At 66.8% G+C, this 25748-nt stretch carries 27 protein-coding genes and 2 tRNA genes; 9 read left to right on the top strand and 20 right to left on the bottom strand.

Going from position 1 to position 25748, the window contains the following annotated elements; all coding sequences use genetic code 11:
• Positions 1 to 90 precede the first annotated feature (90 nt).
• Together RMCB_RS24445 and RMCB_RS24450 are read right to left on the bottom strand one after the other, a co-directional pair.
• Entirely contained in the window at positions 91 to 546 is a 456-nt protein-coding gene (locus RMCB_RS24445) for a nucleoside deaminase (protein ID WP_062830845.1), read from the bottom strand.
• Positions 543 to 1049 carry a tRNA adenosine deaminase-associated protein gene (locus tag RMCB_RS24450; RefSeq protein ID WP_029372728.1) on the bottom strand — a complete coding sequence of 169 codons (507 nt, stop codon included), beginning with the start codon at positions 1047 to 1049 and terminating at the stop codon, positions 543 to 545. The genes RMCB_RS24445 and RMCB_RS24450 overlap by 4 nt, the downstream gene beginning before the upstream one ends.
• A gap of 83 nt (positions 1050 to 1132) precedes the next feature.
• Here RMCB_RS24450 and RMCB_RS24455 point away from each other — a divergent pair, with 83 nt between their 5' ends.
• Positions 1133 to 2089, top strand: coding sequence for a prephenate dehydrogenase (locus tag RMCB_RS24455; RefSeq protein ID WP_072278537.1), 957 nt, complete (start codon positions 1133 to 1135; stop codon positions 2087 to 2089).
• On the opposite strand, the gene RMCB_RS24460 is transcribed toward RMCB_RS24455, so the two are convergent.
• Genes RMCB_RS24460 through RMCB_RS24480 form a run of 5 tightly spaced genes read right to left on the bottom strand, consistent with a single transcriptional unit; the run spans position 2055 to position 6206 of the window.
• Positions 2055 to 2663 carry a putative glycolipid-binding domain-containing protein gene (locus RMCB_RS24460; RefSeq protein WP_029372731.1) on the bottom strand — a complete coding sequence of 203 codons (609 nt, stop codon included), beginning with the start codon at positions 2661 to 2663 and terminating at the stop codon, positions 2055 to 2057. The genes RMCB_RS24455 and RMCB_RS24460 overlap by 35 nt on opposite strands.
• Positions 2660 to 3463 (bottom strand): ABC transporter permease, encoded by an 804-nt coding sequence (locus RMCB_RS24465; RefSeq protein WP_062830846.1) that lies wholly within the window; start codon positions 3461 to 3463, stop codon positions 2660 to 2662. Before RMCB_RS24465 ends, RMCB_RS24460 begins: the two co-directional genes overlap by 4 nt.
• Positions 3460 to 4122 (bottom strand): ABC transporter permease, encoded by a 663-nt coding sequence (locus RMCB_RS24470; RefSeq protein WP_062830847.1) that lies wholly within the window; start codon positions 4120 to 4122, stop codon positions 3460 to 3462. Before RMCB_RS24470 ends, RMCB_RS24465 begins: the two co-directional genes overlap by 4 nt.
• Before the next feature lie 4 nt (positions 4123 to 4126).
• Positions 4127 to 5236 (bottom strand): ABC transporter ATP-binding protein, encoded by a 1110-nt coding sequence (locus RMCB_RS24475; RefSeq protein WP_062830848.1) that lies wholly within the window; start codon positions 5234 to 5236, stop codon positions 4127 to 4129.
• 28 nt (positions 5237 to 5264) lie between these two features.
• Positions 5265 to 6206, bottom strand: a complete 942-nt coding sequence (locus RMCB_RS24480) for an ABC transporter substrate-binding protein (protein WP_072278541.1) — start codon at positions 6204 to 6206, stop codon at positions 5265 to 5267.
• Positions 6207 to 6344: 138 nt separating this feature from the next.
• On the opposite strand from RMCB_RS24480, the gene RMCB_RS24485 reads away from it, so the two are divergent.
• Positions 6345 to 6752, top strand: coding sequence for a LapA family protein (locus RMCB_RS24485; protein WP_029372738.1), 408 nt, complete (start codon positions 6345 to 6347; stop codon positions 6750 to 6752).
• Between the two features lie 3 nt (positions 6753 to 6755).
• Here the strand turns inward: RMCB_RS24485 and RMCB_RS24490 are convergent, their stop codons facing one another.
• On the bottom strand, positions 6756 to 7778 hold the full coding sequence (locus RMCB_RS24490) for a phosphotransferase family protein (protein ID WP_062830850.1): 1023 nt from the start codon (positions 7776 to 7778) through the stop codon (positions 6756 to 6758).
• 30 nt (positions 7779 to 7808) lie between these two features.
• A complete protein-coding gene (locus RMCB_RS24495; protein ID WP_062830989.1) occupies positions 7809 to 8429 on the bottom strand; it encodes a histidine phosphatase family protein in 621 nt (206 codons plus the stop codon).
• 19 nt (positions 8430 to 8448) lie between these two features.
• Between RMCB_RS24495 and RMCB_RS24500 the strand changes: the two genes are divergently transcribed.
• Positions 8449 to 9204: an SDR family NAD(P)-dependent oxidoreductase gene (locus tag RMCB_RS24500; protein ID WP_029372743.1), complete on the top strand. Its 756-nt coding sequence runs from the start codon at positions 8449 to 8451 to the stop codon at positions 9202 to 9204.
• On the opposite strand, the gene RMCB_RS24505 is transcribed toward RMCB_RS24500, so the two are convergent.
• A complete protein-coding gene (locus RMCB_RS24505; RefSeq protein WP_062830851.1) occupies positions 9201 to 11078 on the bottom strand; it encodes an alkyl/aryl-sulfatase in 1878 nt (625 codons plus the stop codon). The two genes, RMCB_RS24500 and RMCB_RS24505, sit on opposite strands and share 4 nt — an antisense overlap.
• A 97-nt stretch (positions 11079 to 11175) precedes the next feature.
• On the opposite strand from RMCB_RS24505, the gene RMCB_RS24510 reads away from it, so the two are divergent.
• On the top strand, positions 11176 to 11913 hold the full coding sequence (locus RMCB_RS24510) for a GntR family transcriptional regulator (RefSeq protein WP_029372746.1): 738 nt from the start codon (positions 11176 to 11178) through the stop codon (positions 11911 to 11913).
• Positions 11914 to 11980: 67 nt separating this feature from the next.
• Here the strand turns inward: RMCB_RS24510 and RMCB_RS24515 are convergent, their stop codons facing one another.
• The 4 genes from RMCB_RS24515 to RMCB_RS24530 all read right to left on the bottom strand — a co-directional run bounded on the left by RMCB_RS24515 (position 11981) and on the right by RMCB_RS24530 (position 15997).
• Positions 11981 to 13315, bottom strand: a complete 1335-nt coding sequence (locus RMCB_RS24515; protein ID WP_062830852.1) for an MFS transporter — start codon at positions 13313 to 13315, stop codon at positions 11981 to 11983.
• A gap of 176 nt (positions 13316 to 13491) precedes the next feature.
• On the bottom strand, positions 13492 to 14190 hold the full coding sequence (locus tag RMCB_RS24520) for a phosphonatase-like hydrolase (protein ID WP_062830853.1): 699 nt from the start codon (positions 14188 to 14190) through the stop codon (positions 13492 to 13494).
• A 25-nt stretch (positions 14191 to 14215) separates the two neighbouring features.
• Positions 14216 to 15361 (bottom strand): TIGR03364 family FAD-dependent oxidoreductase, encoded by a 1146-nt coding sequence (locus tag RMCB_RS24525; protein WP_062830854.1) that lies wholly within the window; start codon positions 15359 to 15361, stop codon positions 14216 to 14218.
• 144 nt (positions 15362 to 15505) lie between these two features.
• On the bottom strand, positions 15506 to 15997 hold the full coding sequence (locus RMCB_RS24530) for a metallophosphoesterase family protein (RefSeq protein WP_029372751.1): 492 nt from the start codon (positions 15995 to 15997) through the stop codon (positions 15506 to 15508).
• Positions 15998 to 16138: 141 nt separating this feature from the next.
• On the opposite strand from RMCB_RS24530, the gene RMCB_RS24535 reads away from it, so the two are divergent.
• Positions 16139 to 16795, top strand: a complete 657-nt coding sequence (locus RMCB_RS24535) for a porin MspA (protein ID WP_062829305.1) — start codon at positions 16139 to 16141, stop codon at positions 16793 to 16795.
• Between the two features lie 72 nt (positions 16796 to 16867).
• Here RMCB_RS24535 and RMCB_RS24540 read toward each other — a convergent pair whose 3' ends face one another.
• From RMCB_RS24540 to RMCB_RS24550, 3 genes are read right to left on the bottom strand one after another with little or no spacing between them, the layout of a single operon-like run.
• Positions 16868 to 18286: an FAD-dependent oxidoreductase gene (locus tag RMCB_RS24540; protein WP_063979665.1), complete on the bottom strand. Its 1419-nt coding sequence runs from the start codon at positions 18284 to 18286 to the stop codon at positions 16868 to 16870.
• Positions 18287 to 18293: 7 nt separating this feature from the next.
• Positions 18294 to 19097, bottom strand: a complete 804-nt coding sequence (locus RMCB_RS24545) for a DUF4873 domain-containing protein (RefSeq protein WP_165606319.1) — start codon at positions 19095 to 19097, stop codon at positions 18294 to 18296.
• Entirely contained in the window at positions 19094 to 20014 is a 921-nt protein-coding gene (locus tag RMCB_RS24550; protein WP_029370908.1) for an AurF N-oxygenase family protein, read from the bottom strand. The genes RMCB_RS24545 and RMCB_RS24550 overlap by 4 nt, the downstream gene beginning before the upstream one ends.
• 53 nt (positions 20015 to 20067) lie before the next feature.
• Between RMCB_RS24550 and RMCB_RS24555 the strand changes: the two genes are divergently transcribed.
• Entirely contained in the window at positions 20068 to 20697 is a 630-nt protein-coding gene (locus RMCB_RS24555) for a TetR/AcrR family transcriptional regulator (protein WP_062830856.1), read from the top strand.
• Positions 20698 to 20766: 69 nt separating this feature from the next.
• Complete coding sequence (ponA2, locus tag RMCB_RS24560; RefSeq protein WP_062830857.1) at positions 20767 to 23208, top strand: transglycosylase/D,D-transpeptidase PonA2; 2442 nt, start codon at positions 20767 to 20769, stop codon at positions 23206 to 23208.
• Between the two features lie 90 nt (positions 23209 to 23298).
• Here the strand turns inward: ponA2 and RMCB_RS24565 are convergent.
• Positions 23299 to 23371: transfer RNA gene (locus RMCB_RS24565), tRNA-Arg, on the bottom strand.
• 37 nt (positions 23372 to 23408) lie between these two features.
• Positions 23409 to 23500: transfer RNA gene (locus RMCB_RS24570), tRNA-Ser, on the bottom strand.
• A gap of 126 nt (positions 23501 to 23626) precedes the next feature.
• Between RMCB_RS24570 and hisC the strand changes: the two genes are divergently transcribed.
• Together hisC and RMCB_RS24580 are read left to right on the top strand one after the other, a co-directional pair.
• Positions 23627 to 24682, top strand: coding sequence for a histidinol-phosphate transaminase (gene hisC / locus RMCB_RS24575; protein WP_062830858.1), 1056 nt, complete (start codon positions 23627 to 23629; stop codon positions 24680 to 24682).
• A complete protein-coding gene (locus RMCB_RS24580; RefSeq protein ID WP_062830859.1) occupies positions 24679 to 25140 on the top strand; it encodes a DUF4334 domain-containing protein in 462 nt (153 codons plus the stop codon). Before hisC ends, RMCB_RS24580 begins: the two co-directional genes overlap by 4 nt.
• Here RMCB_RS24580 and RMCB_RS24585 read toward each other — a convergent pair.
• Positions 25137 to 25679 carry a TIGR03086 family metal-binding protein gene (locus tag RMCB_RS24585; protein WP_109784416.1) on the bottom strand — a complete coding sequence of 181 codons (543 nt, stop codon included), beginning with the start codon at positions 25677 to 25679 and terminating at the stop codon, positions 25137 to 25139. The two genes, RMCB_RS24580 and RMCB_RS24585, sit on opposite strands and share 4 nt — an antisense overlap.
• Positions 25680 to 25748 lie beyond the last annotated feature (69 nt).

The raw sequence follows: 25748 nt of genomic DNA on the forward strand, positions 1-25748 counted from the left end.
CCGGCCGATGGCCCTAATCCGCTCGCGAGCGTGAAGAAGATGGCGAAGATCGGCCGGGAATTCGCGATCATGTTCACTTTCGGCGAATCGCTACCGCTGAGCCGAGAAGAAGCTCTCGAGAAGCGCGGCGCACTCGTCGGCCAGCACCCCGCCGACCACTTCCGGGCGGTGGTTGAGCCGCCGGTCGCGCACCACGTCCCACAGCGAGCCGACGGCCCCGGTCTTGGGCTCCCACGCCCCGAACACCACCCGCGCCACCCGGGCCAGCACCAGGGCCCCGGCGCACATCGTGCAGGGCTCGACGGTCACGGCGAGCGTGGCGCCTTCCAGCCGCCAGCCGTCACCGAGCACCTGCGCGGCCGCCCGCATCGCGACGATCTCGGCGTGCCCCGCCGGGTCGCCGGTGGCCTCCCGGACATTGGCGGCGCGGGCCAGCTCGGTACCGTCGGCCGCGACGACGACAGCGCCGATCGGCACGTCTCGGGGACCCGCCAGACGGGCAGCGTCCAGCGCGGCACGGATCAGGGTTTCGTCAGACGAAGTCACCGATTGAGTCGGTCGAGCACCGCCGACAGCTCGTCGGCGAAGCCCATCTCCCTGGCGATGCGGCCGAGCTGCTCGTCGGCGTACAGATCGGTTTCGTCGAGGATGACACCCAGCACCGCCTCGGGCAGCCCGACGTCCGAGAGCAGGCCGAGATCGCCCTCCTCGAAGGGCTCGGCGTCGTCGAGATCGTCGGGGTCGATGTCGGCGTCGAGCGTCTCGAGCACCTCGGCGGCGATGTCGTAGTCGAGCGCCGCGGTGGCGTCCGAGAGCAGCAGGCGGGTTCCCGCGGGCGCCGGACGCACGATGACGAAGAACTCATCGTCGATGTCCAGCAGCCCGAAAACACATCCCGAGCTGCGCAGTTCCCGCAATTCGGTCTCTGCGGCGGACAAACTGTTCAGTGCGGCCGAACGCATCGGCGCACACCTCCATTTGCCCTCCTCACGGACGACGGCCACGCCGAACCCGTCTGGCAGGTCCGCCGGCGCGCGCTGTGCTCCCATGTGCGCCTACGGTAGTCGCCGACCAGCGATTTTGACCAGGCATCACCGTCCACCTCTGCCTGAGGGTGTGCCAATCTTGGTAGGTGACAAACACACCCGTATGCGTGGTGGGACTCGGACTCATCGGCGGCTCGCTGATGCGGGCGGCCGCGGCCGCGGGCCGCGAGGTGTTCGGCTACAACCGTTCGGTCGACGTGGTGCAGGAGGCCCGCTTCGACGGATACGACGCCAGCGAGAATCTCGACGCGACCCTGCGCCGCGCCGCCGAGAGCAACGCCCTGATCGTGCTCGCGGTGCCCATGCCCGCGTTGCCGATCATGCTGGCCCACGTGCGCGACACCGCACCGGACTGCCCGCTGACCGATGTGATCAGCGTCAAAGGTGCTGTGCTGCAGCAGGTTCAGAAGTTCGGGCTGCTGGACCGTTTCGTCGGCGGGCATCCCATGGCAGGCACGGCACACTCCGGATGGGCGGCGGGTAACGCGGCGTTGTTCGTCGGCGCGCCGTGGGTGGTCAGCGTCGACAGCCACGTCGACCCCGGGGTGTGGGCGCAGGTCAGCAGGCTGGCGCTGGACTGTCACGCCGTGGTGGTTCCGGCCTGCTCCGAGGAGCACGACGCGGCGGCCGCTGCCATCTCGCATCTGCCGCATCTGTTCGCCGAGGCGCTGGCGTTGAACGCCGGTGAGGTACCCCTGGCCTTCGCGCTGGCCGCGGGCTCGTTCCGGGACGGCACCCGCGTCGCGGCCACCGCACCGGATCTGGTCCGGGCCATGTGCGAGGCCAACGCCGGACAACTGCTGCCGGCCCTCGAGCACGGCATCAAGCTGCTCACGCAGGCCCGCGACAGCCTGGCTGCGACGGGCTCACTGGCCGACCTCGTCGAGAGCGGCCATGCCGCCCGGATGCGCTACGACAGTTTCAGCCGACCGGAGATCGTCACCACCGTCGTCGGCGCCGAGAACTGGCGCGACGAACTCGCCGCCGCGGGCCGCGCGGGCGGCGTGATCAGATCCGCTCTGCCAGTCCTGGGTAGTCGATGATGAACCCGTCCGGGTCTACGGTGATGGTGGTCTCGGCCACCGGCGAGAGCAGCTCGATGCCCGTCGGGGTGCCGGTGTAGGTGATGTTCGCGGACTCCACCGACAACTCCGGCAGCCGGACGTAGACCACCGGCAGCGTCACCGACTCGTTCGTCAGGTGCAGGCCGGTACGCCGGATCGGCAGCGCGTTGAAGAATGGGCTGAAGATCACATCGACGTCGAGTGCACCGTCGTAGCTCGACCGCTTGGTCTGGTTGTGGTCCTGGACCAGCCACATGTTCTCTTCGTCGCGCGCGATGGAGAGCTGGCGCTCGCGTTCGGCGAGGGTGACGGTGAGGGAGAGTCGCTTGGTCGCACCCGCCTCGTCGGTCACCAGATCGTATGACGCCGCGAACGCGGGGTGAGACGTGGTGGCAGCAGCCACTATTCGTCCATTGGCCTTGATGCGTTTACCCGTCAGCTGCACCCGTACCCACTCCATCCGGGGTTCGTCGTGCGCTCGCCACGTCAGCACGGCCGGCCAGGCGGATGCCGGCTCGACTGACTGCTCGACTGTGCGTTCGGCTTCACTCACCCTTCTACCGTATGCGACGGACTACCGCCTTCGTGGGCGAGTCCCGAACTCCCGCGCGTTGCTGTGGATCGCGATTCGAGCGCCACCTCGTCGTCGAGCAAGGGGGCAGGCATCTCCCCCGCGCCGCCGCCCCAACGCCGCATCCGGCCGGTGCCGGGCACCGACAACCACACCGCGAACGCCAGCGCCGCATCGAGGATCAGCGCCAGCGCGGTCACCATGAGCGCGCCCACGAGGGCGATGTGGAACTGCCGCACCTTGATCCCGTCGATGAGGTACCGGCCGAGCCCACCGAGACTGGCGTAGGCCGCGACCGTCGCCGTCGCGACGACCTGAAGCGTCGCGGTGCGCAGCCCGCCCAGGATCAGCGGCAGCGCGTTGGGCACCTCGACCCGCAGCAGCACCCGGCTTTCGGTCATCCCCATCGACCGGGCGGCATCCACCACGGCCGGATCCACATTGGCGATGCCCGAGTAGGTCCCCGCCAGCAGCGGCGGGATGCCCAGCAGCATGAGAGCCACCGTCGGCGGCACCAGACCGAGCCCCCACAGCAGCACGCCGAGCAGCAGCACGCCGAGGGTGGGCAGGGCGCGCAACGCGTTCACCCCGGTGACGACCAGGAAGGTGCCGCGCCCGGTGTGCCCGATCAGCAGGCCGATCGGAACCGCGACCAGCACCGAGAACACCACCGCGATGGCGGTGTACTGCAGGTGTTCGACGATGCGGGCGGTGAGCCCGGCGGGCCCGCTCCAGTTCGCCGCGGTGAAGATGAAGTTCAGTGCCTGTTGCAGGAAGTTCATGCGGCCGCCTTGGCGCGGGGGGTGCGGGACCGGCGATTCCAGGGTGTGATGACCTTGCCCAGCAACATGATCAGGGTGTCGATGACGACGGCCAGCACGAAGATCGCGATGATCCCGGCGACGATCTGGCTGCTCTTGTTGGACTGGTAGCCCTCGGTGAACCACGTGCCCAGCCCGCCGATACCGATCACCGAGCCGACCGACACCATCGAGATGTTGGTCACCGCGACGACTCGAAGACTCGCGATGAGAACCGGGATGGCCAGTGGCAGTTCGACTTTGACGACCCGAACCCACGGCTTGTAGCCGACCGCGGTGGCTGCGTCGAGCACCTCCGCGGGGACGGCGTCGAGCGCCTCGGGTACCGCCCGCACCAACAGGGCGGTGGTGTAAAGAGTCAGCGCCACAATGACATTGGCTTCGTCGAGGATGCGGGTGGGGATGATCAGCGGCAGCACCACGAACAGCGCCAACGACGGGATGGTGAAGACGATGCTGGCGACGACGGTGGTGAACCGTCGTACCGTGGTGGTCCGTTGCACCAGCGCGCCCAACGGCACCGCGATCAGCAACCCCAGGACGATCGGCACCAGCGACAGACGCAGGTGGATCACCGTGAGTGCCCACGCCTTGTCGAGATGGGTCAGGAGGTAGGTCACACCGCTACCCGACCTTCGGCACGCGACGCTGTGTCTTGAGGGCCTCCAACACGTCGTCGGCCTGGATACCGCCCAGCAGGCGACCGTCTTCGTCGACTGCCACCCCCAGTCCCGACGGCGAGGACAGCGCGGCGTCGAGCGCGAGCCGCAGGCTGCCGTCGGGCCGGAAGAACGAGCCGCCACCGACGCTGCTGTCATACAGCGTGCTGCCCTTGCGGTGCACCTCGACTCCCTCGGCGTTGATCCACGCGTACGGCTTGCCGTCGGCCCGCAGCACCAACGCCCACTCCCCCGGGGCCAGCTGCAACTCGTCGATATCGGCCTCCGCGACTTGGCGGATATCGTGCAGCGGCAGCCCGGTCGCCTTGAAGAACTGCAGTCCGCGGTAGCCACGGTCGGCGCCGACGAACCCCGACACCAATTCGTTGGCGGGATTGGACAATACGAATGCCGGGTCGGCGTATTGCTGCAGCACCCCGCCCCGGCCGAACACCGCGACCTTGTCGCCGAGCTTGACCGCCTCGTCGATGTCGTGCGTGACGAACACGATGGTCTTACGCAATTCGCTTTGCAGCCGCAGGATTTCGGTCTGCAACTCCTCCCGCACCACGGGGTCGACGGCACTGAACGGCTCGTCCATCAGCAGGATGGGCGGGTCTGCGGCGAGTGCCCTGGCGACCCCGACCCGCTGCTGCTGGCCGCCGGACAGCTGGGCGGGGTACCGGTTGGCGAGCTTGGGATCCAAGCCCACGCGGTCAAGTACACCGAGTGCGGCTTTGCGTGCGGCGCGCCGGGTTTCACCCTTGAGCACGGGCACGGTGGCCACGTTGTCGACGACGCGCTGATGCGGCATCAGCCCCGCGCTCTGGATCACGTAGCCGATGCCGAGGCGCAGTTTCACCGGATCGACCTTCGTGACATCCGCACCGTTGACGGTGAGAGTGCCCGACGTGGGCTCGATCATGCGGTTGATCATCCGCATCGAGGTGGTTTTCCCGCAGCCCGATGGCCCGACGAACGCGGCGAGCGTGCCCTCGGGGACGTCGAGCGTGAGATCGTCGACAGCCACGGTGCCGTCCGGATACTTCTTGGTGACGTTGGTAAACGTGATCATCGCGGCCCTCTGCTCTTCGCGCAAGCGCTCATCGCCCCACCGGCCGATCGAATCCGTTGTCCTTGATCCACTTTCCCGCCGCCTCGTCGGGATCGACGCCCTTGTTGCCCTCGACGGCGGTGTTCAGCTCGATGAGCGCTTGGGTGGTGAGCTTCGCCGACACCGCGTCGAGCACGGTCTTGAGCTCATCGGACATCTTCTGCGAAGCCACCAGCGGTACGACATTGGCGGCCAGGAACGTGTTCTTCGGATCTTCGAGGACCACCAGGTGGTGCTCTCCGATGGCCGGTGAGGTGCTGAAGATGTTGGCGGCCGTGATGGACCCGTTGGTCAGAGCTTGCACGGTGGCAGGGCCGCCGCCGTCACTGATCGCGACGAAATTGGCGGGCGCGATGTCCAATCCGTATTTCTCCTTCAGCCCGACGAGACCGGTCTGCCGGGTCTGAAACTCTGACGGGGCACCTACTTTCACCTCCGCCGAATGGGCGGCCAGGTCAGCGATGGTCTTGAGGTTCCAGCGCGCCGCGGTCTCGGCAGTGACGGCGAGGGTGTCCTTGTCCTCCGCGGGCGACGGGTACAGGATCGACAGATCACCGGGCAGGGCTTTGAGCAGACCGATCAGCACCGCGTCGGATGTGGTGGCGGTGGTGTTCTTGTCGAAGTACTGCAGCAGGTTGCCGGTGTATTCCGGGATCAGATCGATCGAGTGGTCCTGCACCGCAGGTACATACGTCTCCCGGCTGCCGATACCGAACTGCCTGCCGACCTGAAAGCCGTTGGCTTCCAGCGCCTGGGCGTAGATCTCGGCGACGATCTTGGATTCCGGGAAATCCGCCGAACCGACGACGATCGACTTCAGGTCACCGGATATCTGCCCGCCGCCCAGCGGATTCGCGCTGCCGCAGGCCGTGAACACGGGCGCCATCAGGGCGAGCAGAACGGCGAGCACTGCCAGGGTCCGATGCTGCATGCGAACGTCCTTCCGACGGCTGCAGCCGAATCCGATGACCTCGGCCGGCTTTCCTGACCATAACCGCAGGGCCGACATGCTGCCGGTCTTTACCCTCCGGTTGTTTGCTTTGCCGCCGATCCGGGCAAAGATACAAACATGACCAGCGATCTGCCCGCATCGCCCGATCAGCCGGAACCGAAGCCCGCGCCCACGGCCCCGAAGCCCGACGCGGCCAAGCCGGCACCGGATGTGCCCACGTCACAACCGCCTGCGGCGTCGAAGTCGCACCCACCGGCGGCGCCCAAGTTCACCCGGGCCGGCGCGCTCTGGTCAGCGCTGATCGCGGGTTTCCTGATACTTATCGTCCTGCTGATTTTTATCGCGCAGAACACCGATCCGGTCGATCTCGCCTTCCTCGGGTGGCGCTGGTCGCTGCCGAAAGGCGTGGCCATCCTCGGCGCCGCGGTCGGCGGCGGCCTCCTGACCGTCGCCGCGGGCACCGCCCGGATCTTCCAGCTGCGCCGTACGGCGAAGAAGAATCTGAAGGCTGCGCTGCGCAGCTGAGGGTCAGCGCAGTGCGGCGAGCCCCGACGCGATCGCCGGGGCCACGGCTGCGCCCACGCTCGAGCTGCCTTCCGCTGCCGAACCCTGGCGGTGGCGGAAGTCGATACCCGCCGCGATGATCGCCGCCTTGAAATAGGCCAGCGCCATGTAGAAGTCCCAGTGCGCCAGATCCTGGCCGGATTGCACCGAGTAACGGTTCGCCAGCTCATCGGCCGAAGGCATCTGCGGCGAACTCCACGCGGCTTCCATGCTGAGGATCAGATTGAACATGGGATCGCGGTACACGCACATCAACGCCGCGTCCGACAACGGATCGCCCAGCGTCGAAAGCTCCCAGTCCAGCACCGCAAGGACCTTCGTCGGGTCCTGGGCATCCAGGATGGTGTTGTCGATGCGGTAATCGCCGTGCACGATCGAGTTGCGGCTCTGCGCCGGAACCGAATCCGCCAACGCTTGATGCAGCCGTTTGACGTCGGCATCGCGCGGATCGTCGGGCAACCGGACCAGGTCCCACTGCGAACCCCACCGCCGGACCTGGCGTTCCAGATAACCCGCCGGCTTGCCGAAATCGCCGAGCCCGACCGCATCCGGATCCACCGCGTGCAGCTCGGCCAGAACCCGGATCAGGGCGTCGACACTGCCGTTGATCACCGCCTCGTCACCGAGTGCGGCCAGCTCGGACGCGCTGCGCACGACAAGTCCCTCGACGTGCTCGACCATCTGGAACGGCGCGCCGAGCACCGAATCGTCGTTGCTCATCGTCACCGCGCGGGCCACCGGCACCGCGGTGTCGGCCAATGCGGCGACCACCCGGTATTCGCGCGCCATGTCATGCGCCGACGGGGTCAGCCCGTGCAGGGGCGGCCGCCGCAGCACCCACTTCGACTGATCGTCGGCGATCAGGAACGTGAGATTGGACCGGCCGCCGGCGATCAGCTGCGCGCGCAGCTCACCGCTGCGGGCGATGCCCTCGGCACGCAGGTGGCGATCCAGGGCATCCAGGTCGAGACCTTCCAGAGATGTCACGGAAACTGTCTACCACTCCGGTTGTCGCTCTCAGCGCGAGCGCTCATCGAAGAGATTCCGCGGCAGCAGATCCCATACGTGTTCGGTGCCGTTGACCGAGGCCACCGCCAGCTTCCCGCTGCGCGACGACAGCAGCCGCGTCACCGAGGCGTAGTCGACGTGGAAGGACAGCAACCGCTCGGTGCCCAGGATCTGGTGCAACAGCACGTTGATCACCCCGCCGTGACTGAACACGGCCACGGTCTGGTCGTGGTCGCCGGCAGCCACCAGGTCTGTGACGGCGGCAGCGACGCGCGCGGAGAAGGCCTTCTCGTCGACGCTGCTCGGGAGATGCCCGCTGGCGAGCCTGGCCAGTTCCTCCGGGTTCTCCTTGGCGATCTCCTCGATCGGCACGTAGTGCGACAGGTCCCGGTCGTATTCGGCGAGCCGATCGTCGACGTCGATCGTCAACCCGAGCGCTGCGGCGACCGGTTCGGCGGTCTGCACCGCACGCAGTTGCGGGCTGCTCACCAGCCGGGAAATCGGGAAGCGGGCCAACGCGGCGGGCAGCCGGCCGGCCTGCTCCAGACCGGCCTCCGACAGGTGCGGATCGGACCCTTGACCAGGCTCGCTGCGCAAAGGCAGCGCATGACGGACCAGAAGCAGTTGCACCGTGACACCATATGGCCGCATGGGATACGCCGACGAACTGTTCGACCTCACTGATCGGGTGGTGCTGGTCACCGGTGGCAGCCGCGGCCTCGGCCGCGAGATCGCGTTCGGCGCAGCCCGCTGCGGCGCCGACGTGGTGATCGCGAGCCGCAACCTGCAGTCGTGTGTGGCCACCGCGGAGGAGATCACCGCAGAGACGGGCCGCAGCGTGTTTCCCTACCAGGTTCACGTCGGCCGGTGGGATGAGCTCGACGGCCTGGTCGACGCGGTCTACGACCGATTCGGCAGGCTCGACGTGCTGGTCAACAATGCCGGCATGTCACCGCTGTACGAGTCGCTGTCCTCGGTGACGGAGAAGCTCTTCGACGCGGTGTTCAACCTCAACCTCAAGGGCCCGTTCCGGTTGTCGGCGTTGGTCGGTGAGCGCATGGTCGCCGCGGGCGCAGGCTCGATCATCAACGTCAGCTCATCCGGATCGCTGCGCCCGGACCAGTACATGCTTCCGTACGCCGCGGCCAAGGCCGGGCTCAACGCCCTGACCGAAGGGCTGGCGAAAGCCTACGGACCCACAGTGCGCGTCAACACCCTGATGGCGGGACCGTTCCTGACCGACGTCAGCAAGGCATGGGACATGGCCGGCGAGCCGTTCGGGCACCTGGCCCTGCAGCGCGCCGGCAATCCACCCGAAATCGTCGGTGCCGCACTGTTTTTGATGTCGGATGCGGCCAGCTTCACCACCGGCTCGATCCTGCGTGCCGATGGCGGCCTGCCCTAGGGCGTGATGATGTCGAAGTCGGGGTCCGGCCGGTCCAGCACCGCGACGAGCGACGACAGCGCAGCAGCATCGCCGGTGATCTCCAGGCCCGCAGATGCCGAGTCTCCGGCCGCAAAGGTCAACAGCCGCAACTTGTTCGCCAATGCGACGGTCGCCTGTGCCGTCGCGGGATCGGCAGTCACCTTGCGGTAGACCAGAACTCCGTTGCGCAGGGTGAGCCGGTAGTTGTCCGCCGTGTCGGTGAAGGTGATGTCGACGGCGATGTCGAGGTCCCAGGCCCGCGGGCCGTTGACGTTGATCGCAAAGGTGTCGAACATCTGCTCGGGTGTCAGCTGCGCCAACATCGTCGGCGACGCGGTCTGGGTCGGCGTGCCGAATTTCCCCTCGCGCAGTTCAGTGGCACCAGACAGGAAGAAGTTGCGCCAGGTCGCGTTCTCGGCGCCGTAAGCCAGTTGCTCGAGGGTGTCGGCGTACAGCGCCCGGGCCGCGGCGTGATGCTGGTCGGTGAAGATGGCGTGATCCAGCAACGTTGCCGCCCAACGGTAATCGCCGGAGTCGAAGGCCGTCCGGGCCAACTCGACGACCCGGTCGATGCCGCCGATGGCTTCGACGTAGCGCGGCGCGAGGGCCTCCGGCGGATGCGGCCACAGGCGGCCCGGGTTGCCGTCGAACCATCCCATGTAGCGCTGGTAGACCGCTTTGACATTGTGGTTCACCGAACCGTAGTAGCCGTGGGTGTTCCATGCCGCCTCCAGCGCGGGCGGCATCTGGAACTGTTCGGCGATCTCGACGCCGGTGTAGCCCTGATTGAGCAGCCGCAGCGTCTGGTCGTGCAGGTAGGCGTAGAGATCACGCTGCAGCGACAGGAATTCCACGATGTTGTCGCGACCCCAGGTCGGCCAGTGGTGCGACGCGAACACCACGTCGGTGCGGTCGGCGAACGTGTCGATGGCCTCCGTCAGGTAACCCGACCAGCCGTGCGGGTCGCGGACCAGCGCACCGCGCAGCGTCAAGAGGTTGTGCAGGTTGTGCGTGGCGTTCTCGGCCATGCACAGCGCCCGGAACTTCGGGAAGTAGAAGTGCATCTCAGCTGGCGCCTCGGTGCCGGGCGCCATCTGGAACTCGATCTCGATGCCGTCGATGGTGTGGGTTTCCCCGGTCTCGCCGATGTCGACGGTCGGCACGATGAGCGCCACCTCGCCGGTCGACCCGGCCTGGCCCAGGCCACACCCCACCTGGCCCTGAGGTCCGCGGGCCAGTGCCAGGCCGTACATGTAGGCCGCGCGGCGCGCCATGGCGGTTCCGGCGTAGACGTTCTCCTGCACGGCGTGCTCGGTGAAGTGTTCGGGCGCGATGATCGCCACCTTGCCTGCGTCGACGTCGGCCTGATTCGTCACGCCGAGCACACCGCCGAAATGATCGACGTGGCTGTGGGTGTAGATGACAGCACTGACCGGACGATCTCCCCGGTGGGCCCGGTACAGCGCGAGCGCGGCCGCAGCAGTCTCGGTGGAGATGAGCGGGTCGATGACGATGACGCCGGTGTCGCCCTCGACGAAACTGATGGTCGACAGATCCAGCCCGCGGACCTGGTAGATGCCTTCGACCACCTCGTAGAGCCCCTGTTTCGCGCACAGTTGGCTTTGCCGCCACAGACTCGGATGCACGGTGTCGGGCGCGTCCGCGTCGAGGAACCCGTAGGAGTCGTTGTCCCACACCACCCGACCGTCGGCAGCCGTGACGACGCATGGTTCCAGGGCCCCGATGAACCCGCGGTCGGCGTCGGCGAAATCTCGGGTGTCGTGGAAAGGCAACTGGTCGATGCTGGCTTTGTGAGCGGATTCGATGACGGCGGTGGGCGGCTTCTGCTCCATGTCGACGAGCCTGCCATCCGTGGCCGTGCCGGGCATGTGAACTCGCTGATTACTATTGGCATGCTTGTCTTGACAACTGTCAGAGAGGGTGGCCTCGATGGCTTCTTCCGATTCGCTGCCCCGCCACGCCCATGTCGCGAGCGAGCTGCGCCAGCGGATCATCCGGCGCGATTATCTGATCGGTGAGTCCCTGCCCACCGAGAGCGCGCTGTGCACCGAGTTCGGCGTGTCCCGCGGCCCGGTCCGTCAAGCCCTGGCGACATTGAAAAACGAAGGCCTGATCAGGCTTTCGCAGGGCAAGCCCGCAGTGGTACGCAGCCACGACGCCACCCAGACCCTCGACACATTCACCCCGTTCACCCAGTGGGCGCAGCGTAACGGCCGCACCGCGGGCAGCCGCACCGTCGAGGTCGCGCGGCGACGCGCCTCCGAACCGGCTCAGGTCGCCCTGGATCTGGCGGCGACGGACTTCGTGGTCGACGTGCTGCGGGTCCGGCTGCTCGACGGCGAGCCGGCGATGATCGAGCGCAGCACCTTCATCGACTCCGTGGGCTCGCTGCTGTTCGATTTCGACACCGACTCCGGCTCGATGACCGACTATCTGGCAGGCCGCGGCGTCTACTTCGATTCGATGGAGCACATCCTCGACGCGGTGGCGGCCTCCGACGTCGACGCGGAGAACCTCGGCATCGCGGCGGGCAGTCCGCTGCTGCGTGAGCGCCGCACCTCGCGGGATCAGAACGGCCGGGTGTTCGAATACGCCGACGACCGCTACCGTCCCGAGCTGGTCGCGTTCAGCATCGTCAACGCCAAGACCATCGACCCCCGGATGTAGGCAGACGCCGAAGCCGTGGCCGCGAAACCCCTCAGATCCGCAGCCACGGCCTCGGTTTCGGATGCACCTAGTCGGCTGCGGGCATCCGGTTCCAGTGCGGGATCAGCAGCAGCATGGCGATGAACGCCGCTCCGGCGAACCCGTAGAACAGCATCGAGGTGCTGAGGTATCCGGGCAGCAGGCCACCGAGGATCGCTCCGACCGACCCGCAGCAGTTGATCAGCCCGGCGGCGGTTCCGGCATGCTTGGACGTTCCGAAATCGACTGCCGCGACGCACGAGATCATGGCGTCGGCGCCGTAGACACTCAGCCCGATCACGCTCAGCACGGCAACCATGATCCAGACATTGCCGGTCGCGGTCAGTGGTGCGAACAGCGCGAGCACCACCACCAGGATCGCCAGGCTGATGACAGAGACCGGTACCCGGCGGGCCTTGAACATCCGGTCCGACATCCGGCCGAACAGGATGGGGGCGACGACGCCTGCGACGCCGAATGCGATAGGGACCGTGACGGCTTGGAACTTGTCGCCGTCCGCGAGCTGTTCGGCGACGATCACCGGACCCCACAGCAGGATCGCGTAGCGGGCCGGCTTGAGCAGGAAGTACGACATGCCAAGGGTTCTCACCATGGGGTCGCGAAGCACGGCCACCAGGGATTCCCGCCACGACGGGGTCGGCTCGGCAACTGCCTCGGCCTCCGGCGAGTCGTCCAGCTCGACACCTTCTTCGGCGTCCGCGGCCGCCCGGTACTCCTCGATGGGCGGCAGCCCCACGTCCGCGGGGTCGTTGCGCTGGAACAGCAACATCAGCACGAAGACCGTTGCCACGACGGCTGCCCCGCCGAAGAACGCCGCCCGCCAGGTACCGAACACGTCGTAGGCGACCCAACCCAGGAACGGCGCGGCGACCAGTCCACCGAACGCGTAGTTGGTGCTCCAGACGCCGAGGATCTTGCCGCGTTCCCCGATGGAGAAGAACTGGGCCATGTTCTTGAGGGTGCCGGACCAGCCGGTCGACTGGGCGAGCCCCTGGACGATCATCAGCGGCAGCAGGAACACGAGCGCCGGCAGCAGGCCCATGAACACCGTCGCGATGGCCGAGATGGCCAGTCCTCCAAGAAGTACCACGCGCGGACCGAAGCGGTCGGACACCTGACCCCAGACGAACTGCCCGGCCGCGTAGGCGGTGAGATACGCGGCGTCGAGGTTGGCCAGCGTGCTCTTGGTCAGGGAGGTGCTCAGGATCGGATCTTCGAGGATGCCGAGCTTGGCGACCGAAAACGCTTGGCGGGTGAAGTAGAAGCCGGCGTATGCGATCCAGGTGACGGCGAAGATCTGGATGCGCCAGCGCTTGTAGAGCGGGGCGATGTTCTGTGGCCGGGATGTGGTGACGTGGGACATGACAATGCACCTCTGGTGGGCGTGAAACAGACGGTGAACTGGCGGGGCCGGGGCAGAGCGCCAAAGGGCCGAATCAGATGCCAGGGACTGGTTTCTCGAGCGAGAACGTCTGGAGCGGTGACGCGGCGGCCGGGAAGCTGGGCCTCGGACCGGCCGCCGCAGGAGTGGGTTGGGTGTCAGCTCAGGGTGGCCACCAGGCTGGGGAGTTCGGCGACGCTGCCGAGGATGTGGGTGGCACCGGCCGCCGACAGCTGGGCGGTGTCATGGGCACCGGTCAGCACACCGATCGAAGCCCGCGCACCGGCGCGCAGACCGCTGATGACGTCGGACGAGGTGTCACCGAGGACCATCATCGAGGACACCGAGTCGGTTTCGGTGCGCATGAGCGCGGTCAGCGGCATGTCGGGGTACGGCCGGCCACGGACTCCTGGCTCTGGGCACAACACCACGTCGGCGAGGTTCTGCCACCCGAGCGCGTCGATGATGGCCGACTGGGTCTCGCGCGCGAAACCCGTTGTGAGCGCGGTCTTGATGCCCCGGGACCGCAGGGAGGTGATCACCTCTTCGGCGCCCGGGATCGGGCTGCAGTTGCCCTCGGCCACCAGCTGCGCGTAGCAGCGTTCGAACTCCTTGTTGGCGGCTTGCGCCTGTTCCTCGTTGCCGCGTGCCAGGTGCCGGAACACCACGATCTTGGACTGGCCCATCGTGTCGGAGACGTAGCGCAGCATCTCCTCGCGGTCGGCGTCGGTCTTCGACAGTCCCGCATGGCTGTCGGCGGCCAGGAACGACTGCTGGACCAGGCCGCTGTCTTCGACCGTGGTGCCCGCCATGTCGAAGACGACGAGGCTGACCGGTTGAGTTTCGTTGGTGGTCATGCTGTTTCCCTTCAGTTGAGTTCGATCAGGCGGTTGCGACGGCAGTGTCGCGGATGAATGCGTTCTCGACGTTGCTGTGCGCCAGGCCCATGCTGGTGGTCATTCCGATGCCGGTGGTGACGGTCACGACGTGGATACCGTCGATCGGCTCTTCGATCAGGAATTCCTGGCCGGGAGCCGAGCAGTACACGCCCTGCCACCGTTCGCTGACATCGATATCGTTGACCCCGAACAGTTTTCGAGCCTCGTCGATGAGTGCGGTGAAACCCTCCTCGGATTGGAACGCCGGGGCGGACACGTCGCGGTAGTGGGTGTCACCGATCAGCAGGGATCCGTCGGGCTGCGGGGTGTACATCTGGTGCAGGTCGATGGCGACGTAACCGGGGTACTCGGAACGCAACCGGTCGGCGACCGCCTGGGTGCTGGGGAGATTCTCGAACCCGGCGTAGCGCAACAGCGACCAGCCGGTGAACAGCGGTGCGGGCAGCGCGAAGGCGAGCGGCAGGCGCGCGCGCAGCATGTGCAGGCGGCACCGCAGCAGCCCGTCGCGTTCGGCGAGACCGGGGAACAGCCGGTCGATGTCGCAGTTGACGGTGACGAACGTGGCCCCGGCGGAGATCGGGCCGCGCGACGTCATCACGATGCCTTGGTCGAAACCTGTTGCCGCCGTGCGCCAATAGAAGTCCACCCCCTGGCCGGCGAGCCACCGGGCGATGGATGGGGCTGCGGTGCGCGGGTCGACCTGTAGATCGTTGGGCAGGTACATGCCGCCGGTGACGCCCGCTTCGGCCACCGGGATACGGCTGAGGATCTGCTCGCGATCGAGCAGAACGACCTCATCCGCGGCGCGGGTCGGTGCGAATTCGTGCATCACCGCCAGCTCGTCGTCGTGGCGGGCCACACAGTAGGTACCGGCCTGCGCCGACCAGAAGCCGGCCTTCCGGGACAGGTCCAGCCAGTGGCTGCGCCCCTGCCGCGCATAGTCCAGTGCGACACCGGACTGCGCGGTGATGCACGCGTGGCCGAAGTTCTGCACCGATGCGCCGACCACGCCCTCGGCGTGATCGACAACCGCGACGCTCAGGCCCCGTTCGTGGGCGTGATACGCGTGCGCCAGGCCGACGATGCCGGCGCCGACGACGACGACGTCGTAGCTCTGCTGATTTCCCATACGCATACTGTGGGGCACATCACCACACTTGTCAATACAAGTTTGATGAATGACCTACTGATGTACCTATGTGGGGCGAGCAATCGGAAGCAAAACCCGGCGATCCGGCACTGCCGGCGATCGCGATGTCACGTACGTGGGGTGTCAGAGCTCGTGCAGCGTGACCCCGGAGAGCACACCGCCCACCACGTCAGCGGTCATGTAGGTGCAGAACGGCTGGCGGCGCCGGTCGGTCGGCGATCCCGGATTCAACAGGCGCAGACCGGTTTTCGTCGTGGTGTCCCACGGAATGTGGCTATGGCCGAACACCAGCACGTCGGTGTCCGGATAGGCCTTGGCCATCCGGGCCTCCCGGCCGGTCGCCGCGCCGGTCTCGTGCACGACGGTGAACCGCAAGCCCTCCAGCGTGACGTCCGCACGCTCCGGGAGCCGCCGCCGCAACTCCGCGCCGTCGTTGTTGCCCCAGCACCCCACGAGCAGACGGGCGCGGGCGCTCAAGGTGTCGAGCAAACCGGGCTCCACCCAGTCACCGGCATGCATGACGACATCGGCATGGTCCACCGCATCCCAGACCGGGACGGGCAGGTCGCGAGCGCGCTTGGGGACGTGGGTATCTGCGATGAGGAGCAGCCGCACAAATTCCACCGTACGTGGTGCAGAAGGGACAGCAGAGGTGTACGGTGCTGTAACTCTGAGGGAGATCTCACCGAATCCTAATTGAGACCAGCTCGCGATCTACCATCACGAGCCAACTACGACCGGAGACAGGAAGACAAGATGAAGGCATTGAGTCGGGTGCTGACCGCGTTGGTGGTGGCGATGGCTGGTGCCTTCGCCACTCTGTTCGTCAGCACTGGCACCGCGCACGCAGGTCTGGACAATGAGCTGAGCCTGGTCGACGGCCAGGATCGGACCCTGACGGTCCAGCAGTGGGACACGTTCCTCAACGGTGTGTTCCCGCTCGACCGCAACCGCCTGACCCGTGAGTGGTTCCACTCCGGTCGCGCCAAGTACCACGTCGAAGGCCCCGGCGCCGCCGACTTCGCCGGCACCCTGGAACTGGGCTACCAGATCGGCTTCCCGTGGTCACTGGGTGTGGGCATCAACTTCAGCTACACCACGCCCAACATCCTGCTCGACGACACCAACATCAACCCGCTCTCGGCCGGCTTCAACCCGCTGGGCTCGGTCATCACCCCCAACCTGTTCCCCGGCGTCTCGATCTCGGCCGACCTGGGTAACGGCCCGGGCATCCAGGAGGTCGCCACCTTCTCCGTGGACGTCAAGGGCCCGGCCGGCGGTGTGGCGGTGTCCAACGCGCACGGCACCGTGACCGGCGCGGCCGGCGGCGTGCTGCTGCGTCCGTTCGCCCGACTGATCGCCTCCACCGGTGACAGCGTCACCACCTACGGCGAACCCTGGAACATGAACTGATTTCAGGTTTACCCTGGCCAAGGTCGGCGCGTCCGCTCCTCCCCTAGCTGGAGCGTGACGCGTCGACCTTTTTCATGTCGCGACCTTGTCCTGAGATCGGACCGGCCACAGGCGCAGCCGTCGTCCCGCGGGCTCTGAACGCCGCGGCGCGCTCAGGGCGCCTGCCGCGTAGTCGGCCAGCAGGGTGTCGACCGTTTCCTCCGCACATGTGCGGTTGGTGCCGATGCCGCCCGTCGGGCCGCGGCGCGCCCACCCCGTCGCGTAGACCCCGGCCGACACCCGCCCAGCGACGGTGTCGAACGTGGCGCCGCCGAATCCGATCGACCGCAGCACCAACCCCGCTTCGACGAATTCGCCGGTGCTCAACCGAACTCCGGCCGCCGCGCCGTCGCCGACGATCTCCACCGGCGCCGCATTGAACCGGATGACGATGCGTTTGGCTCCGGTGGCCGGCCGCACGGCGAGTTCCCGCAACAGTTCGAGCTTGGGCCCGTCACCGTGCGCGACATCCTCCGGGTCGACGATCACGTCGAGCCCGGGAACCCGACTCAGCGCATACAGCTCCGGAGTGGTGAAGGCGGCATGGGCAGCCCCGCGGCGCCCGAGAATGACCACCTCGTCGATCGCGCTGCCCCGCAGTGCCCTCAGCGCGGGCTTCGCGATATCAGTGTCCGCCAGCGCATCCGGATCGGCAGTCAGGATCCGCGCCAGATCGAGTGCGACGTTGCCGTTGCCGATGACCACGGCACGCCGGCCCGTGAGGTCGGGAGCCAGCCGGGCGTGGTCGGGATGGCCGTTGTACCACCCCACGAACGGCAGCGCCCCGATCACCCCGGGCAAATCCTCACCGGGGATGTCGAGCCGGCGTTCGCCCGCGGAGCCGGTGGCGTAGATGACGGCGTGGTGCCGGTCTAGCAACGCCTCGTGGCTGAGGCCGGCGCCGCCCACCTCAACACCCAGGTGCAGCGTAAATCGTTTCTGTTGCCCTGCAGGCCAACGGAATTGGCCGGCTACCGCCTTGGTCGCGGGGTGGTCGGGAGCCACGCCGTAGCGGATCAACCCGTGTGGGGCGGAGAGCTTCTCGTACATGTCGACCCGCACTCCCGGGTGACGCAGCAACGCCGTGGCGGCGTAGAACCCGGCAGCGCCGGATCCCACGATCGCGACCCGCAGCCCCTCGGCACTCACCCGCGCGATCCGCCGCGGTTGCCGCCGGTACCACTCGGGACTGGGCGGATTGCTCTGGTAATACTCGGCATTCGCCCGGATGTACCAGTGGTCGTCGGCCGCCAATGCGGTGTCGGGCCGGATCGCGTCCACGGGGCAGGCGTCGGCGCAGGCACCGCAGTCCACGCAGGTGTCCGGGTCGATGTAGAGCATCTCGGCCGTTGCGAATCCGGGTTCGTCCGGGGTGGGATGGATACAGCCCACCGGGCACACCACGACGCACGACGCGTCACTGCAACAGTTCTGGGTGACGACGTATGTCACGAAAGTCCTATCCGTCGAGCCGGGCCAGTTCGGCCAGCAGGGGCAGCGGATACGGCGAAAGTCCTTCGCCGACAATGTGTGAACCACCCCACGGGTCGTGGTCGACCAGGATGGCGGGCACCGGCGGCCGATCGTCGATGCGGATCTGCACCGGTTGATTGACGTCGCGGTGCAGGCGTGCGAGTTCCTGCGACGGTTGGATTCGTCCCGACCAGCGCACCATGTTGTCGACGGGCTGATACAACGCCAGCAGATGGACCTGCACGTCGGTCTCGGTGCCGTCGGCAGCGATCAGTACAGCAGGACCACGGTAGTCCTCGTCGTCCTCGTCGCGATCCCGCGCGCTGGTGAACTCATACTCCGCGAGATCCGGTGTGCGACGCGCCTTTCGGCCCGGGCGGGCGATGCCGGCATCCACCTGGCGGCTGTACTGGCTCTGCACGTGCGGCTTGACCTCAACACGCGTGCACGCCCGGTCCCGCAGCGCATCGAGACATGCCGACACGTAGCGGGCGGCATCTTCGTCGGTGACCGTGAAGTGGTTGGGGAAGCCGTGCCGGGCAAGCCCGAGGTACGGGTGTGCTCCGAACCGGGCCCGCGCTACGTCGTCATCCAACAGGCCTGTGCGAGCCCCGGTTTGCGGTGTCGTGTCGATCAGCACCCGTGCGGCGACGTCCCCGGTCAACCAACGGTCGGTTGCCGCGTCGAACACCGCCGGATCGGCTGATCCGAGGACGACGTCGGCTCGCAGTGCCCGAACCAGAGGTGTTGTCGCCGAAGCTACTACGGCAACATCGACCGGCCGGCTCACTCCAGGAATCCGTAGTAGCGCCAGAAGCGGCGGGAAATCCAGCTCATCAGCCCGTTGTCCTCCATGAACTGATAGAGGCTGCGGAAGGATTCCTGCCGGATCGCGCCGACCTGCTGGTTGGCCCGGGACTGGCGCATCGCCTCCTTGACGTCCAGACCGCAGCGCCGGTAGACCTCTTTGTCGTACATCAGGCGGCGGATGACGAAGGCGGCGATTCCGTTGAGGTCCTTGGCAAGTCGCCGCTCCCACCACGTCGAGTGCTGCAGCCGCCGCAGAACTCCCTCGCGTGCATAGCGGATGTGCCGCGCTTCCTCGGCGATGTGAATGCGGAAAACCTGCGCCATGATCGGTTGCAGCTGCGGGTGGTGCGCGAAGCGGCGCTGCAGATCGTCGAGCAGTTCCTCGCCACACAAGGCGGCGCCCCACAGCAGCAGACCCTTGTAGAGCGACGGCAGCCGCTGCACGCTGAAGGCCTGAAGCTTGGACAACCGGTAGGGCCGAGCGCCGATGGCGCTGATGGTGCGGCCGAACATGATCATGTGGCGGGTCTCGTCACCGATCTCGGTCAGCGCGTAGTGCACATTGCGTGAGGTCGGGTCCTGATACAGCATCGCCCGCAGCAGGCCCTGGTTGAGCGTGTTCTCGAACCACACGCCGCGGCTGAGCAGGTTGGCCGCCTCCTGGCGGGACAGCTCGACGCGTTCGCGGTGGGTCATCTGTTCCCAGATCGGCGTGCCGTAGAGGGACACCCCTTCGGGCGGCAGATAGAAGAGGTCCGGATCCTGCGGAGCGTCCCAGTCGATATCGATTTCCGAGTTGTAGGACCGCCGCATCGAGCCGCCGATCAGCCGGTCGGCCATCTCCTGCCGCTGAGCTTCGTAGCCCGGTACGTCGGACATCTTGGACAACACTGTCATGATTTGGAAGGTTAGACAGTTCTTGTCTTTCTGTCTATGCATAGAATCAACTCGTGAAGCGACGGCCCGCGACCAGCGCCTACTCGGCCGACACCCGGGAACGGATCCTGGCTGGGGCGCTGCAACTGGCCGCGATCACGGGCTTGCGCAAGTTCTCCATGGAGGAGATCGCCCGGCAGGCCAAGATCGGCCGGGCCACGCTGTACCTCTACTTCAAAGGTCGCGACGCGCTGATCAGCGCGCTGGTGCAGAGCGAGCTGGCCCGCTACTTCGCGGGCATTCAAGAGGTTGTCGACCAGTACGAAGACTCCGAGGACCGACTCGTGCACGGGTTCGCGCAGGCCTACCGACTGCTGCGGAACCACCCCGCCCTGACCACCGTGTTACGCGTCAACCCCGAGGTGCTGCTGCCGTACCTGATCGCCGAGGACAGCATGGCGCTGAACCTGGCCCGCGGCTTCGTCGACTCGACCTTCGACCACGAGGACCTTCCGCAGGCCGCGCGTGCCCCCTTCGCCGAGTACCTCTCGCGCGCCATCCACTCGCTGATCCTCATCCCCGGCGGCGCGGTGAACATCGACGCCCCTGACGGCCCAGAGAACTACGCCCGGACCTTCCTGCTGCCGGTCCTGCGCTCGATGCGGCCGGCACTGGTCGACGCCCAACCCGAGCTGAGCACCTGAGCGTCCGGAAGGCGACTGGGACAGCACGTTTCGTCCAAATTCGCGAGCACATCACCATACGCTGTATCCATGTCCGACCCGGGCCCGCGAAAGTGGGCTTTGGTTGCCCGGCTGGCCTCGCTCTGCATGCTGGCCGGGGTGCTCGTGGCGGCGTTGCTGTTCCCGGCCTTCGGCGGCGCAGGCATGCTGGCGGGGCGGCTGTCCGACGCGGTCGCACAGGACTCCTCGGAAGTACTCGCCGGTGACGCACCGATAGTCACCACCATGGTCGACGCCGCAGGAACCCCGATCGCTTGGTTGTACGACCAGCGCCGGTGGGTGGTGCGCAGCGATCAGATCGCCAACACCATGAAGCTGGCGATCGTCTCGGTCGAGGACAAGCGCTTCACCGAACACAACGGGGTGGACATCCAGGGCACCCTCAACGGGCTGTTCGGTTATCTGCGGGGAGTCGAGGAGGTGCGCGGCGGGTCGACCATCGAGCAGCAGTACGTCAAGAACTACAACCTTCTGGTCACGGCGAAAACGGACGCGCAGCGTCGGACCGCCGTCGAGGCCACCCCCGCGCGCAAGCTGCGCGAGATGCGGATAGCGCTGGCCTTGGACAAGGAACTGTCCAAAGAGCAGATCCTGACCCGTTACCTGAACCTGGTGTCGTTCGGCAACGGTTCCTTCGGCGTGCAGGACGCGGCCCGCACGTACTTCGGTGTCGACGCCGCACAGCTCAACTGGCCGCAGGCCGCGCTGCTGGCCGGCCTGGTGCGGTCCACCAGCACCCTCAACCCGTACAGCAACCCGGACGGCGCCCTGGCCCGGCGCAACACCGTGCTCGACACCTTGATCGATTACCTGCCGGAGCGGGCCGATGAACTGCGCGCCGCGAAGGGCACACCGTTGGGTGTACTCCCCCAGGCCGCCCCGCTGCCGCAGGGCTGCATCGCCGCCGGTGACCGCGCCTTCTTCTGCGAGTACGTGCTGCAATACCTGGCGCGCGCAGGTCTGACCGTGCAGGACATTGCGCGCAACGGTTATCTGATCCGCACCACGCTGGACCCCAAAGTGCAAGACAGCGTCAAATCGGCGATCGACAAACGGGCCAGCCCACACACCGACGGTGTGGCCAGCGTGATGAGCGTCATCATTCCGGGCAAGGACACGCACCGGCTCGTGGCAATGGCCGACAGCCGCGCCTACGGCCTCGACCTCGATGCCAATCAGACGGTGCGACCCCAGCCGTTCTCCCTGGTCGGGGACGGCGGCGGGTCGGTCTTCAAGATCTTCACCACCGCCGCCGCCCTCGAGATGGGCATGGGGATCAGCACCCAACTCGATGTCCCCCAGACGTTTCTGGGCAAGGGCCTGGGCAACAGCGATGCGCCCGGATGCCCCAAGGAAACCTGGTGTGTGACCAACGTCAGGCCCTACCGAAGTCCGCTGAGCGTCACCGACGCGTTGGCCCAGTCACCCAATACCGCCTTCGCCAAACTCATCTCGCAGATCGGGGTGCCGCATGCGGTGGACATGGCGGTCCGACTGGGCATGAGAACCTATGCCGAGCCCGGCAGCGCGGGCGCATACAGCTCCGACCCGAACGACAGCATCGCCGACTACGTCAAGCGGCAGAACATCGGATCCTTCACGCTCGGTCCGCTCGAGCTCAACGCGCTCGAGCTGGCCAATGTCGGGGCGACACTGGCCTCGGGCGGCACGTGGTGTCCGCCGAGCCCCATCGACAGGATTTTCGACCGCAACGGCCGTGAAGTGACCGTCAACAGAGCCCCGTGCGAACAGGTGGTGCCCGAGGGCTTGGCCAACACGTTGTCCAACGCGCTCAGCAAGGACGCCGTGAACGGGACAGCGGCCGGCGCGGCGAGCTCGGTCAACTGGACCCTGCCGATGTCCGCGAAGACCGGCACCACAGAAGCCCACCGGTCATCGGCGTTTCTCGGCTTCACCAACCGCTATGCAGCGGCGAACTACATTTTCGACGACTCCGCTACGCCGTCAGGCCTGTGCTCCTACCCCTTGCGCAAATGCGGTGACGGCAACCTGTTCGGCGGCACCGAGCCCGCCCTGACGTGGTATGGCGCGATGAGCCCGATCGCCAACGACTTCGGCCCGGTGGCGTTGCCACCCGTCGACCCGCGTTATGTCGACGGTGGCCCCGGCGGCCAGGTGCCCAATGTGACCGGCATGAAGGTAGACGAGGCACGCAAACGCCTGCAAGACGCGGGCTTCCGAGTCGCCGATCAACCCGTCCAGGTGAACAGCGAGGCCACAAGGGGTTCGGTGGTTGGCACGACCCCCAGCGGCAAGACCATTCCCGGCTCGATCATCACGATCAACACCAGCACGGGCTACGTGCCACCGCCGCCGGTCTACGTGCCACCGCCGCAGGCGCCACCACCTCCACCCGGCGATGTGCCACCGCCCAACGTCATCCAGATCCCCGGGTTGCCGCCGATAACCCTTCCTGCCCCAGCTCCCCCGCCGGAACCGCCGCCGCCGTGAACGCCGGGTCGCATGCGCGGAATAGCCGGGATATACAGAAGCGGTGTTTGTCGGCTGCCCGACAAACACCGCTTGACCTGCACTCAATTGTGCGCCCGAAGGGATTCGAACCCCTAACCTTCTGATCCGTAGTCAGATGCTCTATCCGTTGAGCTACGGGCGCGTGCACGTATTCAGTTGTACGGCTGACGTTCCAGCCGTGGCGGAGGCGAGAGGATTTGAACCTCCGGTCCCCCGTAAAGGGGACAACTCATTAGCAGTGAGTCCCATTCGGCCGCTCTGGCACGCCTCCTGAACTTCTTGAGGGTACCGGACCCGATCTGGCTTTCAGACTGTCCCCGGAACCGCCGAGGGCACAGCCTACACATGCCTGACCGCTAGAAGCAAAGCGGCTTTTCGGCCGCCCTATGCTGGTCGGGTGACCGCCCGTTTGCGCCCCGTGCTGGACCAGATTCCCGCCTACACACCCGGCAAGACGGTTCCCGGCGCCATCAAGATCGCCAGCAACGAAACCGTGCACGGCCCACTGCCCAGCGTTCGGACCGCGATCACCGAGGCGATGGACAACCTCAACCGGTACCCCGACAACGGCTACCGCGACCTGCGCGAGGCCCTGGCCAAGCACACCGACTTCACGCCCGAGCACATCTCCGTCGGCTGCGGCTCGGTGAGCCTGTGCCAGCAGTTGATCCAGATCACGTGCACGGTCGGCGACGAAGTGCTATTCGCGTGGCGCAGTTTCGAGGTCTATCCGCTGCAGGTGCGCACGGCAGGCGCCACCCCGGTCCAGGTGGCGCTGCGCGACCACACCCACGACCTGGACGCCATGCTGGCCGCGATCACCGACCGGACCCGGCTGATCTTCGTGTGCAACCCGAACAACCCGACCAGCACGGTCGTCGACCCCGAGGCCCTGGCCCGGTTCGTCGCCGCGGTCCCGTCGCACATCCTGATCGTGCTCGACGAGGCGTACATCGAGTACATCCGCGACGGATTGGCACCCGACAGCTTCGGACTGGCCCGCACCCATCCCAACGTCGTTGTGCTCCGCACGTTCTCGAAGGCCTATGGACTCGCGGGGCTGCGGGTCGGCTACGCCATCGCCGACCCGGACGTCGTGACGGCCCTGGGCAAGGTCTACGTGCCGTTCAGCGCCACGAGCCTGTCGCAGGCCGCCGCGGTCGCCTGCCTGGACGCCGCCGACGAACTGCTGGCCCGCACCGACACCGTCGTCGCCGAACGCGACCGGGTCAGCGCCACTCTGCGGGACGCGGGATTCACGCTGCCGCCGTCCCAGGCCAACTTCGTCTGGCTGCCGCTCGCCGAGCGCACGGGCGACTTCGTCGCGCAGGCCGCCGACAACCGGCTCGTCGTTCGCCCGTACGGTGAAGACGGTGTGCGCGTGACCATCGGCGCCCCGCACGAAAACGACGCGTTCCTCGAATTCGCCACGCGCTGGATAGGACAACGATGACCGACGCCCGCAACACGTTCGATGCGTTCAAGAATCGCGACGGGCAGATTCCCGATGCCGAACTCGACGCACTGTGGGCTGTGCTGACGCCTGCGAGCATCGATTTCATGCTCGGCGAGTGGCGGGGCGGGGAATTCCAGACCGGCCACAAGGCCAACGGATTCATGAAGCGCCTCAACTGGTTCGGCAAGACGTTCAACTCGGCGTCGGACGCAAAACCGCTGGTGTGTCTGGACAGCGACGGCAACAAGTTCTCCAACACCGAAGCCATGAACGGCGAGGCCAGCCTGTGGCTGGAGGAGTTCCGCGGCGAGGTGACCGCGACGATGGTCTACGACGGCAAGCCAGTTCACGACCATTTCAAGGTTGTCGACGACAAGACCGTGATGGGCATCATGAACGGCAAGGGCGCCGTCGTAGAGGGGCGTTATCTGTATTTCTTCCTGGAACGCCTCTAGCGCGGTCGGCGTCCGGTAAAGGCAAGCAGCCGATCCAGCGCCGACGCGTCCGCGGGCACCTCGATCGGATCGTCGAAGCCGGCGCGCACCCGACCGTCCGGCGTGATGATGCCCTGCGCCCACTGCAGGACCGATTCGGACCGCGCGTCGGGCACCTCGACGGGCTTTCCCACCGCCGCGGCGTAATCCCAAGCGTGGACCAGGAATTCCAGCGAGAGGATGCGAGCCATCATCGCTGCGGGAGCCTCGCCGTCACCGAACGGGACGGTGCCGTCGACCCCGCGCTGACGCCACGCCAGCACCGCCGGACGCGCGGCGGCGAGAACCTGATCACGCAGCGGCGCATGCGGGTCGCGCTCCGGGATGTCGGCGCCCGCGGCGCCGCCGATCACGGTGACGGAATTCAGCAAGTGATCGGTCAACGCGGCCACGTCGAATTCACGACACGGCGTCTGTCGCCCCAGATCCTCGTCGCTGATGCCTTTGAGCACCCCGTCCAAGACCCCTAGCGTGGCTTCGGCAGATTCGACTTCGTCCATATCCGTAGTGTGCCCCGCGCGCCGCGACCGACCTCGCATTTTGCGCGTCACCTTACGATGGGCGTTGCG

The organism is Mycolicibacterium brisbanense (genome assembly GCF_001570425.1).
Taxonomy (GTDB): Bacteria; Actinomycetota; Actinomycetes; order Mycobacteriales; family Mycobacteriaceae; genus Mycobacterium; species Mycobacterium brisbanense.